Origin of the sequence: Pseudomonas pudica, from assembly GCF_015680405.1 — a bacterium.
GTDB lineage: Bacteria > Pseudomonadota > Gammaproteobacteria > Pseudomonadales > Pseudomonadaceae > Aquipseudomonas > Aquipseudomonas pudica.
In genome coordinates this window covers 122,136-137,087 of the sequence record NZ_JADLJS010000007.1, presented here as the reverse complement: position 1 = coordinate 137,087, position 14,952 = coordinate 122,136, and the positions used below count along the sequence as shown (strand labels likewise).

The window sequence follows — 14,952 nt, the reverse complement described above, 5'->3', positions numbered from 1 at the left end:
AGGCCAATGGCAATCGATACCCGGTGATCGAAGGGCAGTGATCATGGCCGCACTCTGGAGTTTGGCCATGGTCCTGCTCTGGCAGTTTGCCTGGGTACCCGGCAAGCAGAGCTTGCAACAGGCCGAGCTCGCCCATGCGCATGAGCTGAAGCTCACCGGGCATCTGCAACGGGTTTCGACAGGTCCGGCCTTGGCCAGGGAACCGGTGACGGTGCTGACACCCGCTGTTCTGAACGAGCGCGCACTGGCCGCCGGTTTGCGAATTATCGGGTTGCAGGCACGGGCCGGTCAGGTGGACGTAAGCCTCGAGGGTGAGCCTGCGCCACTGCTGGAGTGGCTGCATGCGCTGGAGGTTGACGGCGCGCAGGTCCGCAGTTTGCAGTTGCAAATTGTCGGGGAGCGGCTGCAGGCGCAGTTGGGGTTTGCGCTGGATGAGGCCAGTGCTGATTAAGGTTGGCTTCAGCCAGCAGCGGTAGGCTGTTTCCATCGAAATCGAATCAGGACCTGTCCCATGAAAATCCGTTACCTCGCCTTGATCCTCGCCCCTCTGTTCAGCACTGCCGCCCTGGCTGCCGGCTACACCGGCCCCGGCGACCAGTCGGTCACCACCGTAGCTGCGGCCAACGATGCTGCCGACGACACCCCAGTGGTGCTGCAAGGCTTCGTGACTAAGAAGATCAACAACGACGACAAGTACGAGTTCAAGGACAACACCGGCACTATCACCGTGGAAATCGATGATGAAGACCTGCCGCCGACGCCGTTCAACGACAAGACCAAGGTCAAGCTGACCGGTGAGGTGGAGAAGCACCTGATGAGCCGGGAGGTGGATGTAGATATGGTCGAGATCATCAACTGATCCGAGGGCCTTATCGCCGGCAAGCCAGCTCCCACAAGTACTCCACAGGTCATGAGCCTTGTGGGATCCTGTGGGAGCTGGCTTGCCGGCGATGGGCTGCAAAGCAGCCCCATGCTCAGGCTGTCTTGGGCGGCAACTTGCTCAGGCGTAGCGCCACCAGCAACGCCACCGCCAGCAGGCTGCCGATGAACAGCCCGATGCCATTCCAGCCCCACTGATGCCAGAACACCCCGCCCGCCGTACCGGCCACACTTGACCCGGCGTAATAGCTGAACAGGTACAACGACGACGCCTGTCCCTTGGCCTTCAAAGCCCTGCGGCCGATCCAGCTGCTGGCCACCGAGTGCGCGCCAAAAAAGCCGAAGGTGAACACCAGCATACCGACGATCACCATCGCCAACGGGCTGGCCAGGGTCATCATCAAGCCGCCCGCCATAACCACGATACTGGCCCAGAACACCTTGCGCCGGCCCAGTTTGTCAGCCAGCGCGCCCACCTGCGCCGAACTGTAGATGCCAGACAGGTACACCACTGACAGCAAGCCGACCAGCGCCTGGTTCATGTGATAGGGCTCGGCCAGCAGGCGGTAGCCGATGTAGTTGAACAGGGTGACGAAGGCGCCCATCAGCAGGAAGGCTTCGAGGAACAACCAAGGCAGGCCGGCATCCCTGAAATGCCTGACGAAGCCATCCAGCAGGCTGCGTGGGTTCATCGCCTGCGGGCGGAAATTGCGCGATTCGGGCAGCACCTTCCAGAATACCAGCGCCGCCACCAGGGCCAGGCCGCCTATGGTGAGCATAGCCGTGTGCCAGCTGACGAAGTCGATCAGTACGCCGGTGATCAGGCGCCCGCTCATGCCGCCAATGGCATTGCCGCCGATGTACAGGCCCATGGCCAGGCCGATGTGCTGCGGGTGGATCTCTTCGCTCAGGTAGGTCATCGCCACCGCCGCCAGGCCGCTCAGCGACAGGCCGACCAGGGCGCGGGAGGCCAGTACCAGCTCCCAGCTCGGCATCACAGCGCTGGCCAGGGTGGAAAGGGCGGCGCAGACCAGGGCAAACACCATCACCGGCTTGCGCCCGATGCGGTCGGAGATCGGGCCGGTGATCAGCAGGCCGAACGCCAGCATGGCTGTGGAGACTGATAGCACCAGGCTGCTCTGCGCCGCATTGATGGCAAATTCCTTCGACAGCAACGGCATCATCGGTTGCACGCAGTACAGCAGGGCGAAGGTGGCGAAGCCGCCGCTGAATAGCGCCAGCACGGTTTTCATGAAGGCGGGTGTGCCTTTTTCGATCCACATTTCGTTCAGCGGGGCAGGGTCTGGCTCGACGGGAAGGGGGGCTACAGCAGTTTTCACGGGCGGGTACCTCTGGCGCAATGAAAAAAAGCATATAGCTGGCTAATGATTAGATCCAATATATTGTTCGACCTATTTAAGACGTTGTGCGACCTGTTCGGAGCTGATCATGGAACTGCGCCATTTGCGTTACTTCATCGCCGTGGCCGAAGAGCTGCATTTTGGCCGCGCCGCCCAGCAGCTGGGCATTTCTCAGCCACCCTTGAGCCAGCAGATCCAGGCGCTGGAGCAGGAGCTGGGGGCCCGTCTGTTCGAGCGTACCAACCGTCGGGTCGAGCTGAGCGAGGCGGGGCGGTTGTTCCTCGAGGAGGCCCGCCAGGTGCTGGCGCAGGTGGAAAAGGCCGCCGATGTCGCCCGGCGTGCGCAGTTGGGGGAGCTGGGGGAGATGAAGATCGGCTTTACCTCCTCGGCACCGTTCACCTCGAAGATCCCCAAGGCCATCCACGCGTTTCGCCAGCGCTTCCCGGCGGTGCACCTGAACCTCAAGGAAATGAGCAGTCGCGATGTGGCGGAAGGGGTGTTTGACGAGTCCATCGAGGTCGGGCTGATGCGGCCGATGCCGCTGCCGGAAGGGCTGGTGGCCACCGAACTGTTTCGCGAGCCGCTGGTGGCGGTGATCAATGCCTCGCATCCATTGGCCGAAGGCACGGACCACGGCGTGCACATGGCCGCGCTGGCCCATGAACCGTTCGTGTTCTTCCCGCGCAGCTATGGCAGCGGGTTGCACGCGCAGTTGCTGAGCCTGGCGCGCCAGGCGGGTTTCAGCCCGCATTTTGCCCAGGAGGCGGGGGAGGCAATGACCATCATCGGGCTGGTATCGGCAGGGCTTGGGGTATCGGTGCTGCCGGCGTCGTTCCAGCGCATGCGCATCGAAGGGGTGGTTTATCGCACACTGCTGGATGAAGGGGCGATGTCGGCGGTGTGGCTGGTGCAGCGCGAGCATGGTGGGTCGGCGATGGCACGGGCATTTGCCGAGTTGCTCACGGGGCAGGTGGCTGGCGGGGGCAGTGTAGTTGCCTGATCGGGCCCCATCGCCGGCAAGCCAGCACCCACAGCGGGCGCGCATGGCTTGAGGCTGTTGCTTCGGGCAAAAGGCACTGGTCATTGCCGCAGCCGCACCACATACTCGGGCATTCGTTGATACACGGAGGTCAATCATGCGGCGCGTGGTGTTCAATCAGAAAGGTGGCGTGGGCAAGTCGAGCATCGCTTGCAACCTGGCGGCGGTGAGCGCCAGCGAAGGTTATCGGACCCTGCTGATCGACCTGGATGCCCAGGCCAACTCGACCCAGTATCTGACTGGCCTGACCGGCGACGATATCCCCATGGGCATCGCCGACTTCTTCAAGCAAAGCCTGTCCAGCGGGCCGTTCAGCAAGAAGAATCAGGTCGATATCTATGAAACCCCGTTCGACAACCTGCACGTGGTCACCGCCACGGCCGAGCTGGCCGATCTGCAGCCGAAGCTTGAGGCGAAACACAAGATCAACAAGCTGCGTAAGTTGCTCGACGAACTCGACGAGGACTACGAGCGCATTTACATCGATACCCCGCCAGCGCTTAACTTCTATGCGGTTTCCGCACTGATCGCCGCCGATCGCGTGCTGATTCCTTTCGACTGCGACAGCTTCTCTCGCCAGGCCCTGTATGGCCTGCTGGCCGAGATCGAAGAACTCAAGGATGACCACAACGAAGACCTGGTGGTCGAAGGCATCGTGGTCAACCAATTCCAGTCCCGCGCCAGCCTGCCACAGCAGATGCTCGACGAGCTGCTGGCCGAAGGGCTCCCGGTGCTACCGGTGTACCTGGGCAGCTCGGTGAAGATGCGTGAGTCGCACCATGCCAGCCTTCCGCTGATTCATCTGGAGCCCAGGCACAAGCTGACCCTGCAGTTTGTCGAGTTGCACTCGCTGCTCGAGGAGAACGCTTAGACCCCCTGGCTACGCAACCACTCCATCAACGACTGGAGTGGAAACGCCCCGGCCTGACGGCTGACTTCACGGCCATGCTTGAACAGCAGCAGGCTGGGGATCGAGCGGATGCCCAGTTGCCCGGCCAGGTTGCGGTTGGCTTCGCTGTCGAGCTTGGCCAGGCGGCAGCGGCCGGCCAGTTGGCGGGCGGCCTGTTCGAAGGTGGGGGCGAAAGATTTGCACGGACCGCACCAATCCGCCCAGATGTCGACCAGCAGTGGCAGATCGCCTTTGATCTGGCTGGCGTAGCTGGCTTCGGTGAGTTCGAAAGGGGTGCTCAGCAGCACGTCCTGTTTGCAGCGGCCGCATTTCGGCGCGTCGCCCAGGCGCTCGGCGGGCAGGCGGTTGAGGCCGTTGCAGTGGGGGCAGGGGATTACCAGTGGTTCGGACATGTCAATTCCTTGAGGTTTTTGGGGCTGCTTTGCAGCCCATCGCGACACAAGGCCGCTCCTACAGGAGTCCGAGTACCCTCGTAGGAGCGGCCTTGTGTCGCGATGGGCCGCGCAGCGGCCCCAGGATTCATGATGAGCAGCTGATTTCCAGGTGCTTGCCCCATTCCGGCGGTCGCTCGGCATAGCCCTGCATCCCGGCCTGCTCCTCGAACGGGCGGCTCAGCACCTGATGCAGCTGTCGCACTTCACTGTAATCCCCCGCTTCGGCCGCTTCGATGGCTTTCTGTGCCAGGTAGTTACGCAGCACGTACAGCGGGTTCACCGCATGCATGCGCTCACGCCGCCCTTCCGCATTGGCCGCTTCACGCTCGCAGCGGGCCAGGTAGTCCGCCCCCCAGGCATCGAAACCGGCCAGGTCGATGAAGTCGTCACGCACCACCTTCAGCGCCTCGGCGACGGGCTGATCGCCCAGCTTGCGGAAGAACAGGTTGTAGTCCACACCACCGCTCTGCATGCGCTGCAGCAGGCGCTCCACCAACGCCATGTCGTCCTCTTCCGCGGTGGTCAGGCCCAGACGCCGGCGCATCAGGTCCAGGTAGTGTGCCTGGTACAGCGGCAAGAACAGGCCCAGCGCCTCCTTGAGCGCTTCGACTTCGATCACCGTGGTCAGCGCCTGGGCCAGCGCACTCAGGTTCCAGTGGGCGATAGGGACCTGGTTGGCGTAACTGTAGCGGCCACGGTCGTCGGAGTGGTTGCAGATGAAGTTGGCGTCGAAATCGTCGAGGAAGGCGTACGGGCCGAAGTCGAAGGTGATGCCGAGGATCGACATGTTGTCGGTGTTCATCACCCCATGGCAGAAGCCATAGGCCTGCCACAGGGCGATCAGCTCTGCATTGCGCTCGACGATGGTGCGGAACATGGCCAGATACGGCTGCACGGCATCGCGGCATTCGGGGTAGTGCTGCTCCAGCACATGGTCGATCAGCACGCGCTGCTGTTCCGGCTGCCTGGTGTAGTAGAAGTATTCGAAATGCCCGAAACGCACATGGCTCTGCGCCAGGCGGGTGAGCATCGCCGCGCTTTCGCGGGTTTCGCGCCACACCGGGGTGCTGGAGCCGATCACGCACAGTGCCCGGCTGCTGGGAATGCCCAGGGCGTGCAGGGCCTCGGAAGCGAGGAACTCGCGGATCGAGGAGCGCAGCACGGCGCGGCCGTCGCCCATGCGCGAATAGGGCGTCTGTCCGGCGCCCTTGAGGTGCAGGTCCCAGTGCTCGCCCTGGTCATTCAGCACTTCGGCCAGCAGCAAGCCGCGGCCATCACCCAGGCGTGGGTTATAGGAGCCGAACTGATGGCCGGAATAGACCATAGCCCGCGGGTCGGCCTCTTCCCACAGCTTTTGGCCACTGAACAGCTCGGCGAAAACCGGCAGCTCTGCCTGGGCCGGGTCGAGGTCGAGCAGCGCCATGGCCGACTCGCTCGCTACCACCAGGCGCGGGTCTGAGATGGGGTCGGGCAGGACCTGGGTGGAGAACGCGTCACCCAAGCGAGCGAAGCGATTGTCAAAGGTGAGTTGGTCGAGGGCTTTCACGGGCTGCTCCTGGAAGTCGGTACCTAGGGAGCCGCTTTGCGGCCTATCGCCGGCAAGCCAGCGCCCACAGGGGATGTGCAGGGCCTGGGTGCGGCACGGCCCCTGTTGGAGCTGGCTTGCCGGCGATCGAGGGCAAAGCCCTCGCAGGGATTCTGCACAGAATAAAGTATTAGAGCCCACTCAGGCCGAAGCAGTGCCATCCGGTTTCGGCTGCTCCACCGGAATCAGCTGCTGTTTGCCGCCCTTCGGATCCATCAGGAACACCTCGACCTGGCGCACCGAGATCTTGATGTTGTGTGCCTTGAACTCGCGGTTGATGTAGCGGTTGATCTCGTCCAGCGTCGGGTTGCGGTCGCCCAGGTCGCGTACGTGCATGCGCAGCTCGTGGTCCAGCGAGCTCTCGCCGAAGTTGAGGAAGTACACGATCGGCTCCGGGTCCTTGAGCACGCGTGGGTTTTCGTGGGCACCCTTGAGCAGCAGGTCACGCACCAGATCCAGGTCAGAGCCATAGTCGATGCCCAGCTTCAGCGTTACCCGGGTGACCGTGTCGGTCAGCGACCAGTTGATAAGCTGACCGGTGATGAAGGTCTTGTTGGGGACGATGATGTCCTTGCGGTCGAAGTCGGTAATCGTGGTGGCGCGGATGCGGATCTTGCTCACCGTGCCCGACAGGTTGCCGATGGTGATGGTGTCGCCAATCCGCACCGGGCGCTCGAACAGGATCATGATGCCGGAGATGAAGTTGGCGAAGATCTCCTGCATGCCGAAGCCCAGGCCCACCGACAGCGCGGCCACCAGCCATTGCAGCTTGTCCCAGCTGACCCCCAGGGTCGACAGGGTGCTGACGATACCGATACCGACGATGGTGTACGACAACAGCGTGGTGGTGGCGTAGGCACTGCCCTGAGCCAGGTTCAGGCGTGACAGCACCAGCACTTCCAGTAGGCCCGGCAAGTTGCCGGCGAGGGCAAAGGTGATGCCGACGATCACCAATGCGCCCAGCAGGTCGCCGAGGCTGATCGGCACCATGCTGGCGGCGGCGCCGGTGCCGCTGGTGTATTCGTAGAGGACGAAATTGTTGAGGTAGGCGAACACCGAGATCAGGTCCGCCCACACCCAGTACAAGCCGGCGATGAAGCCGCCAAGCAGGGCCAGGCGGATCAGGCGCAGCGACTGCTGGTTGACCTGCTCGATGTCCAGCGTTGGCTCTTCGGTGATGACTTCGCCATCCAGGCCTTCCTTGGCGGCCGCCCGCTTGCTCAGCGCGCGCTGGTAGGCCAGGCGCCGTGCCGCCACCGACAGGCCACGCACGAACGCGGCTTCGATCACAAGCCAGAACAGCAGCAGGTACAGGGTGTAGATGAGCCTGTCGGTAAGTTTCAACGCGGTGTAGTAGTAGCCGAAGCACACGGCCACGAACAGAGCGATGGGCAGGGCGGTGAAGGCCACACCCACGGCCTTGCGGAACAGCGAGGTGTCGCGGTGCGCCGGGCTGCTGAGCAACAGGCGGCTGAGTAGCCAGGCCATCAGTGCGTAGCAGGTCAGTACCACGCCGATACCCAGTACATCATCGGCCAGCGCCGAAGGCTGATGTTCGGCCACCGCCACCACACCGACCAGTGCCAGTACCACGGTGCCCAGGCGGCGCACCCAGCCGCGCAGGAACTCGACCTGTGGCTTGTGCCAGCGGAAGTGGATTTCCGCCACGCCGCCCGGGGCGAGGATGCGGTAGGCGGTGTAGAACACCAGCCAGGCCTGGGCCAGTTGCCAGAGGGCCGCACCGAGGTTGGCGTTCTGCCCGCGGGCGTCGATCTGCAGGGCGTAGCTGCACAGGGCCAGGCCCAGGCTGACCGGCATCGCCAGCAGGATGTTTATGAGGATCGCCTGGGGTGTGTGCCACTGGCTGTCACGGCGGAAGTGGCCGATGTCCTGGTGCACCTTGCCCAGCCGTTGGTACAGGTACTTGCGGCGCCACAGCAGGGCGCCGATCACCAGCAGCAGCGGCAGGAACAGCAAGGGGCGCTGGCTCAGGCCGTCGCCCAGCTCCTTCAGGCCCGAGCCCCACGGCAGGTTGGCCATCTGGTCGGCCAGGCGCTCCGGCACATAGCGCAGCCAGTCCCAGTCCAGCGGCTTGTTGCTGGGGATCCAGAACATCTGCTCGTCGAGGGTGGTGCGCAGGCTCTGGGCGGTGCCCAGCAGCTGCTTCTGGTTGAGCTGCAGGGTGATGGATTCGTTGAGCAGCGCCGACAGCTCGCGGTTCAGTCGCTCCAGCAGATCGCTGCGGGTAATCGCCACTTCCAGCAAGGCCTTGCGCAGCTGTGGCGTCACATCTTCCTGTGGTTGGGCAGCCAGCAGCTTGTCGACATAGGTTACCGGGCTGCTCATCTGCTCGCGTTGCTGGTTGACCTCGAACTGGTACAGGCGGGTGTCGGCGATCTGGTCGGCCAGGTCGCGATCGACCTTGAGGTGCGGCAGGGTCTGCTTCTGCTTGTAGAGGATCTTCGACAGCAGCAGGCTGCCCTTGAGCACGTTGATCTGCTCGTCCAGCGCCTGGTCGGCTTGGGTCAGGGTGTCCAGTTGCTGCTTGGTGCGCAGGTTCTGCTGGGTCAGTTCGTTGAGGCGGTCGGTGCTTTTCAGCAGGTAGTCGGAGAGCTTGAGGTTGACCGCGCTTTCGGTGGCCAGCAGGCTGCTGCCGCCGGCTTTCTGGGCCTCGATCGACTGCTGGGTGACCGCTTCCTGGGACTGGGCCAGGCGCTTGTCGTTGATCAGGGTCTGCAAGTCCTGGATTTCCTGTTCCAGGCGCGCGGAGCGCTCGATCAGCAGGTCGTGGCGGGCGTTGCCCAGATCTTGCAGCAGGCTGTTGCCGGCCAGCTCCTGGCGGCGCAGCAGGGTCAGCGCGTTGAGCGATGCCAGTTCGGCATTCAACTGGTTGCGCTGGTCGGCGTTGATCGGTTTGCCGGCGTCCTTGCCGGTCTTGAGGATGCTGTTGATCTGCTGGGTGCGCGCTTGGCTGTTGCTGATTTCGGCCTGGGCGCGTTCCGGGCGGGTCTGTGAGTTGATGATCAGGCTGTTGGCTTCGGACAACGCCTTCTGCAGCTCGCCCTGCAGGGTGCTGCGCTCGCTGAGCATCTGCTCCAGTTGCGGCACCGAGAGACTGGCGTAACGCTGAGCCACCGGCTGTGGCTTGCTTTCCTTTAGCCTGGCCAGTTCGCGCTGGCTGTCGCTGGTTTCTTTCGGCGCACCGGTAAGCTGCTGCTTCAGCGCGGCGAGTTTCTTTTCGTTGTCTTCCTTGCTGGCGAGCAGGCTGAGGGTTTGCTCCAGCACCTGCTGCAGGGCTTTCTGCTCGGCCTCGGGCAGCTTGCGCTCGGCGATCTTGTCGAGGCTGTTCTGGATGCTGGCGGTGGTCGGGGCTTCTGCTGCGGTGGCTGCAAAAGAGAGAGACAGGCACAGCCCGAGCAGGGCTGTGCGGAGGTACACGCGCAGGGACATAGGCAGGCTACTTGTGGATCCGGCAGAAACGAAGTTTAGAGGAACAATCCTGGTCCGGGTCGCGTTCCTTCGGGGAATCTGACGCCTACTTTCTGGATCTTGTTCCCGTCCATGGTGGCCACGGTCCAGATCGTGCCATGCCATTCGACCTGGTCACCTACTACTGGAGCGCCTCCGACCTTCTGTCGGATGAACTGGGCCAGCGGCATTTTCGCGTCCAGGCCGTCGAGTTTCAGGCCGTACAACGCCGCTACAGCACCCAGTTCGGCATCGCCTTCGAGCACGAAGTCACCGAAGAAGCGCAGGTCCAGACCACGTTGTGGCGCCTGGCTGAACAGTTTGCCCAGGGCCGGCAGGTTGTGCTCGTGGCCGATCACGCAGAGCATGTCGCCTACTTCCAGTACCGTACTGCCGGACGGGTGCAGCAGTTGCTCGCCCCGGAACAGCGCGGCGATTCGCGTGCCTTCGGGCATTTTCAGCTCGCGCAGGGCGGCGCCGATGCACCATTTTTCGGCACCCAGGCGGTAGACGAACATTTCCCACTCGCTGGTGATGTGCACTTCCAGCGCGGAACGCGAGATTGGCGCTGGGTCTGGCGGTACAGTCACTTTCAGCAACTTGGCCATCCACGGCAGGCTGGTGCCTTGCACCAGCAGCGACACCAGCACGATGAAGAATGCCAGGTTGAAGAACAGCTGGGCGTCCGGCAGGCCGGCCATCAGCGGGAACACCGCGAGGATGATCGGTACCGCACCGCGCAGGCCGACCCAGGAAATGAAGGCCTTTTCACGGCCGTGGAAGGCCTTGAACGGCAACAGGCTGGCGACCACCGACAGCGGCCGCGCCACCAGGATCATCCACAGCGCCAGGCCCAACGCCGGCAGGGCGATGGGCAGCAGGTCGTGGGGCGTGACCAGCAGCCCCAGCACCAGGAACATGCCGATCTGCGCCAGCCATGCCATGCCGTCGAGCATGTGCAGGATGCCGTGGCGGCTGCGGATAGGCTTGTTGCCCAGCACCAGGCCGCACAGGTACACGGCAAGGAAGCCGCTGCCGTGCAGGGCGTTGGTTGCCGAGAAAACCACCAGGCCGCCGGCGATCACCAGGATGGGATACAGGCCGCCAGCCAGCTTGATACGGTTGACCAACTGCAGCATCAGCCAGCCGCCGCCCAGGCCGAGCAGCCCGCCTATGCCGAACTCGCGCAGCAAGTGGGTGAGCAGGCTCCAGTGCAGGCCGGTCTGGCCGCTGGCGATCATGTCGATCAGGGTGACGGTGAGGAACACCGCCATTGGGTCGTTGCTGCCCGACTCGATCTCCAGGGTGGCGGTGACCCGCTCGTTCAGGCCCTTGCCCCCGAGCAGCGAGAACACTGCCGCGGCGTCGGTGGAGCCGACGATGGCGCCGATCAGCAGGCCCTGGATCAGGCTCAGGTCGAACAGCCAGGCGGCGACCAGGCCGGTGAGGGCGGTGGTGATCATCACGCCGATGGTGGCCAGCGACAGCGCCGGCCACAGCGCCACGCGGAAGCTCGCCACCCGCGTGCGCAGGCCGCCGTCAAGCAGGATCACGGCCAGCGCCAGGTTGCCCACCAGGTAGGCGGTCGGGTAGTTGTTGAAGATGATGCCGCCACCATCGACCCCGGCGACCATGCCGACGGCGAGGATGATGACCAGAATAGGGATGCCCAGGCGCGACGACAGCGAACTGACCAGGATACTTGCGCCCACCAGCAATGCGCCGATCAGGAACAGGCTGTTGATGGTGCTTGCATCCAAAGGCAGATACTCCGGGGACCGCAGGGGGGAGGGGACTTGATAGCATGACGCTAGCAGGTCGCGTGCCAAATGATTCTAACCTGATGAATTGGCAGGCTGTAAAGCGTTTCTGCAGATGAAAAAAAGGCACCGCGGTGGGTGCCTTTTCTGGTGTTGTCTGGGCAGGCCCTTTCGCGGGTGAACCCCGCTCCCACACGTGCTGCACAGTTTCCAGACCTGTGCAAACCCTGTGGGAGCGGTTTAACCGCGAAAAGGCCGGTGCAGGATTTACGCCTGCTTGACCTCACGCATCGGCTTGCCCTTAACCGGTGCACCGTTGGCCACGTAGTACTTGGCGGTGCTGCGCGGCAGCGGCTTGCGGCCACGGATCTTGTCCGAGATTTTCTCGGCGATCATGATCGTGGTGGCGTTGAGGTTGCCGGTGATGATCAGCGGCATGATCGACGCATCGACCACGCGCAGGCCCTTCATGCCATGAACGCGTCCTTCACCGTCGACCACTGCCATGTCGTCGGTGCCCATCTTGCACGAGCAGGATGGGTGGAAGGCGGTTTCGGCGTGCTCGCGGATGAACTTGTCCAGCTCTTCATCGGTTTGCACGTGTGCGCCTGGGCTGATCTCACGGCCACGGTACGGGTCCAGTGCTGGCTGGGCCATGATTTCGCGGGTCAGGCGGATGCCGTCACGGAATTCCTGCCAGTCCTGCTCGGTGGACATGTAGTTGAACAGGATGCTCGGGTGTTGGCGCGGGTCTTTCGACTTGGCCTGGATGCGGCCACGCGCAGGCGAACGCATCGAACCCATGTGCGCCTGGAAGCCGTGTTCCTTCACGCCATTGGAGCCGTTGTAGTTGATGGCCACCGGCAGGAAGTGGTACTGGATGTTCGGCCACTTGAATTCAGGGCGGGTACGAATGAAACCACCGGCTTCGAACTGGTTGCTGGCGCCGATGCCGGTGCCGTTGAGCATCCACTCGGCACCGATGGCTGGCTGGTTCCACCACAGCAGCGACGGGTACAGCGACACCGGCTGGGTGCAGGCGTACTGCAGGTACAGTTCCAGGTGGTCCTGCAGGTTCTCGCCAACGCCCGGCAGGTCGTGTACCACCGGGATGTCGAGGCTTTCCAGCAGGGCGCGCGGGCCAACACCGGAGCGCTGCAGCAACTGCGGTGAAGCGATTGCGCCAGAGCTGACGATCACTTCCTTGCGGGCACGGGCTTCAACGCGCTCTTCACTGTCACCGACCAGGTAGGTCACACCGATGGCGCGCTTGCCGTCGAACAGTACGCGATCAGTCAGGGCGTGGGTGACGATGGTCAGGTTCGGGCGCTTCTTGGCCTGGTCCAGATAGCCACGGGCGGTGCTAGAACGACGGCCGTTCTTGGTCACCGTACGGTCCATCGGGCCGAAGCCTTCCTGCTGGTAGCCGTTGAGGTCTTCGGTGCGTGGGTAACCGGCCTGCACGCCGGCTTCGACCATGGCGTGGAACAGCGGGTTGTTGCCGGCTTTCGGCGTGGTCACGCTGACCGGGCCTTCGCCCCCGTGGTAGTCGTTCGGGCCGATGTCGCGGGTTTCAGCCTTGCGGAAGTACGGCAGGCAGTCCAGGTAGGTCCAGTCTTCCAGGCCTGGCAGTTCCGCCCAGCCGTCGAAGTCCATGGCGTTACCGCGGATGTAGCACATGCCGTTGATCAGCGACGAACCACCCAGGCCCTTGCCGCGGCCACATTCCATGCGGCGGCCGCCCATGTACGGCTCCGGGTCGGTCTCGTAGGCCCAGTTGTAGCGGCGGCCCTGCAGCGGGAAGGCCAGGGCGGCCGGCATCTGGGTACGGAAGTCGAAGCGGTAGTCGGGGCCACCGGCTTCCAGCAGCAGTACGGTGACGCCGGCGTCTTCGGTCAGGCGGGTCGCCAGGGTGTTACCGGCCGAGCCGGCACCGACGATGATGTAATCGAATTCTTGGGACATGAAAGTACCCTCGTGTTGGCGGTGATCAGGGAGCGGGAACGCCCGTGCGCAGAGGCACGGGCGTGGCTGGACAGGGTCTTAGAAAACCGAGTTGTAGCCGCCCAGCTCGACCTGGACCGACTTGATGCGAGTGTATTGAGCCAGCGAGCTGACGCCGTTCTCACGGCCGACGCCCGACTGCTTGTAGCCACCGACCGGCATTTCGGCCGGCGATTCGCCCCAGGCGTTGATCCAGCAGATACCGGCTTCCAGCTTGTGGATGATGCGGTGGGCGCGGGTGATGTCGTTGGTGCAGACACCGGCGGCCAGGCCGTATTCGGTGTCGTTGGCACGACGGATGACTTCTTCTTCGGTTTCGTAGGTGAGGATGCTCATCACCGGGCCAAAGATCTCTTCCTTGACGATGGTCATGTCGTCGGTGCAGTCGGTGAACACGGTCGGGGCCACAAACGCGCCCTTGGCGAAATCACCGGCGGTCAGTCGCTCGCCACCGCACAGCACACGGGCACCTTCTTCCTTGCCCTTGGCGATGTAGCCAAGCACGCTTTCCATGTGCTGGAAGCTGACCAGCGGGCCGAAGTTGGTGTTTTCGTCTTCCGGGTTGCCAGCGCGGATGCGGGCAACGCGCTCGACGATCTTGGCCTCGAAGGCAGCTTTCATTTCAGCCGGGATGAATACGCGGGTGCCGTTGGTGCACACCTGGCCCGAGCTGTAGAAGTTGGCCATCATGGCGATGTCGGCGGCCTTGTCCAGGTCGGCGTCGGCGCAGATGATCAGTGGCGACTTGCCGCCCAGTTCCATGGTGACTTCCTTGAGCGACGAGCTCGAGGCGCTGGCCATGACCTTCTTGCCGGTGGTGGTGCCGCCGGTGAAGGAGACTTTTTCGATGCGTGGGTGCTCGGTCAGCCAGGTGCCGACTTCGCGGCCGCTGCCGGTCAGGACGTTGAACACACCGTTCGGCAGGCCGGCTTCGGTGTAGATCTCGGCCAGTTTCAGGGTGGTCAGCGAGGTGACTTCCGAGGGTTTGAAGATCATCGCGTTGCCGGCGGCCAGGGCCGGGGCGGATTTCCACAGGGCGATCTGGATCGGGTAGTTCCAGGCGCCGATACCGGCGGTCACGCCCAGCGGCTCGCGGCGGGTGTAGACGAAGGACGATTCACGCAGCGGGATCTGCTCGCCTTCGATGGCCGGAACCAGGCCAGCGTAGTACTCCAGCACGTCGGCGCCGGTGACGATGTCGACGTAGCGGGTTTCCGAGTACGACTTGCCGGTGTCCAGGGTTTCCAGCATGGCCAGCTCGTCGTTGCGCTCGCGCAGGATCTCGACGGCGCGGCGCAGGATGCGCGAACGCTGCATGGCGGTCATCGCGGCCCAGACTTTCTGGCCACGCTCGGCGCTTTCGACGGCCTTCTCGACGTCAGCCTCGGTGGCACGTTGCACGTGGGCGAGGACTTCGCCGGTAGCCGGGTTGATGGCTTCGAAGGTGGCATCGCTGCCAGCGTCGACGTAAGCGCCATCAATGTAGAGTTTTTGCGTTCCGAAACGGGCCAT

Annotated in this window: 11 protein-coding genes; 4 read left to right on the top strand and 7 right to left on the bottom strand. The window is 63.5% G+C overall.

The window, feature by feature from the left end; all coding sequences use genetic code 11:
- Positions 1–67 precede the first annotated feature (67 nt).
- Positions 68–451: a hypothetical protein gene (locus IRZ77_RS07940; protein WP_146190374.1), complete on the top strand. Its 384-nt coding sequence runs from the start codon at positions 68–70 to the stop codon at positions 449–451.
- Positions 452–511: 60 nt separating this feature from the next.
- Entirely contained in the window at positions 512–859 is a 348-nt protein-coding gene (locus IRZ77_RS07935; protein WP_108480384.1) for a YgiW/YdeI family stress tolerance OB fold protein, read from the top strand.
- Positions 860–974: 115 nt separating this feature from the next.
- Here IRZ77_RS07935 and IRZ77_RS07930 read toward each other — a convergent pair whose 3' ends face one another.
- Complete coding sequence (locus tag IRZ77_RS07930) at positions 975–2,162, bottom strand: MFS transporter (protein WP_153671436.1); 1,188 nt, start codon at positions 2,160–2,162, stop codon at positions 975–977.
- 166 nt (positions 2,163–2,328) lie between these two features.
- Here IRZ77_RS07930 and IRZ77_RS07925 point away from each other — a divergent pair, with 166 nt between their 5' ends.
- Both IRZ77_RS07925 and IRZ77_RS07920 read left to right on the top strand, forming a co-directional pair.
- Positions 2,329–3,240 (top strand): LysR family transcriptional regulator, encoded by a 912-nt coding sequence (locus IRZ77_RS07925; RefSeq protein WP_046613508.1) that lies wholly within the window; start codon positions 2,329–2,331, stop codon positions 3,238–3,240.
- Between the two features lie 136 nt (positions 3,241–3,376).
- On the top strand, positions 3,377–4,150 hold the full coding sequence (locus tag IRZ77_RS07920; protein ID WP_046613507.1) for a ParA family protein: 774 nt from the start codon (positions 3,377–3,379) through the stop codon (positions 4,148–4,150).
- Here IRZ77_RS07920 and trxC read toward each other — a convergent pair.
- The 6 genes from trxC to betB form a co-directional block, all read right to left on the bottom strand.
- The gene (gene trxC / locus IRZ77_RS07915; RefSeq protein ID WP_063912048.1) at positions 4,147–4,581 is read right to left on the bottom strand and encodes a thioredoxin TrxC; all 435 of its coding nucleotides are present in this window, start codon (positions 4,579–4,581) and stop codon (positions 4,147–4,149) included. The two genes, IRZ77_RS07920 and trxC, sit on opposite strands and share 4 nt — an antisense overlap.
- Positions 4,582–4,708: 127 nt before the next feature.
- Positions 4,709–6,169 carry a protein adenylyltransferase SelO gene (gene selO, locus IRZ77_RS07910; RefSeq protein WP_108480382.1) on the bottom strand — a complete coding sequence of 487 codons (1,461 nt, stop codon included), beginning with the start codon at positions 6,167–6,169 and terminating at the stop codon, positions 4,709–4,711.
- A 180-nt stretch (positions 6,170–6,349) separates the two neighbouring features.
- The gene (gene mscK, locus IRZ77_RS07905) at positions 6,350–9,658 is read right to left on the bottom strand and encodes a mechanosensitive channel MscK (RefSeq protein ID WP_085602039.1); all 3,309 of its coding nucleotides are present in this window, start codon (positions 9,656–9,658) and stop codon (positions 6,350–6,352) included.
- A gap of 35 nt (positions 9,659–9,693) precedes the next feature.
- Positions 9,694–11,436 carry a potassium/proton antiporter gene (locus IRZ77_RS07900; protein ID WP_046613503.1) on the bottom strand — a complete coding sequence of 581 codons (1,743 nt, stop codon included), beginning with the start codon at positions 11,434–11,436 and terminating at the stop codon, positions 9,694–9,696.
- A 267-nt stretch (positions 11,437–11,703) separates the two neighbouring features.
- Entirely contained in the window at positions 11,704–13,401 is a 1,698-nt protein-coding gene (gene betA, locus IRZ77_RS07895) for a choline dehydrogenase (RefSeq protein WP_108480381.1), read from the bottom strand.
- A 78-nt stretch (positions 13,402–13,479) separates the two neighbouring features.
- Positions 13,480–14,952 (bottom strand): betaine-aldehyde dehydrogenase, encoded by a 1,473-nt coding sequence (betB, locus tag IRZ77_RS07890; RefSeq protein WP_025340943.1) that lies wholly within the window; start codon positions 14,950–14,952, stop codon positions 13,480–13,482.

Coding starts and splice junctions, on each gene's coding strand:
- IRZ77_RS07930 (WP_153671436.1), bottom strand. CDS start 2,162: ATGTGGATCGAAAAAGGCACACCCGCCTTCATGAAAACCGTGCTGGCG.
- IRZ77_RS07940 (WP_146190374.1), top strand. CDS start 68: ATGGTCCTGCTCTGGCAGTTTGCCTGGGTACCCGGCAAGCAGAGCTTG.
- betA (WP_108480381.1), bottom strand. CDS start 13,401: ATGTCCCAAGAATTCGATTACATCATCGTCGGTGCCGGCTCGGCCGGT.
- mscK (WP_085602039.1), bottom strand. CDS start 9,658: ATGTCCCTGCGCGTGTACCTCCGCACAGCCCTGCTCGGGCTGTGCCTG.
- IRZ77_RS07935 (WP_108480384.1), top strand. CDS start 512: ATGAAAATCCGTTACCTCGCCTTGATCCTCGCCCCTCTGTTCAGCACT.
- betB (WP_025340943.1), bottom strand. CDS start 14,952: ATGGCCCGTTTCGGAACGCAAAAACTCTACATTGATGGCGCTTACGTC.
- IRZ77_RS07925 (WP_046613508.1), top strand. CDS start 2,329: ATGGAACTGCGCCATTTGCGTTACTTCATCGCCGTGGCCGAAGAGCTG.
- trxC (WP_063912048.1), bottom strand. CDS start 4,581: ATGTCCGAACCACTGGTAATCCCCTGCCCCCACTGCAACGGCCTCAAC.
- IRZ77_RS07920 (WP_046613507.1), top strand. CDS start 3,377: ATGCGGCGCGTGGTGTTCAATCAGAAAGGTGGCGTGGGCAAGTCGAGC.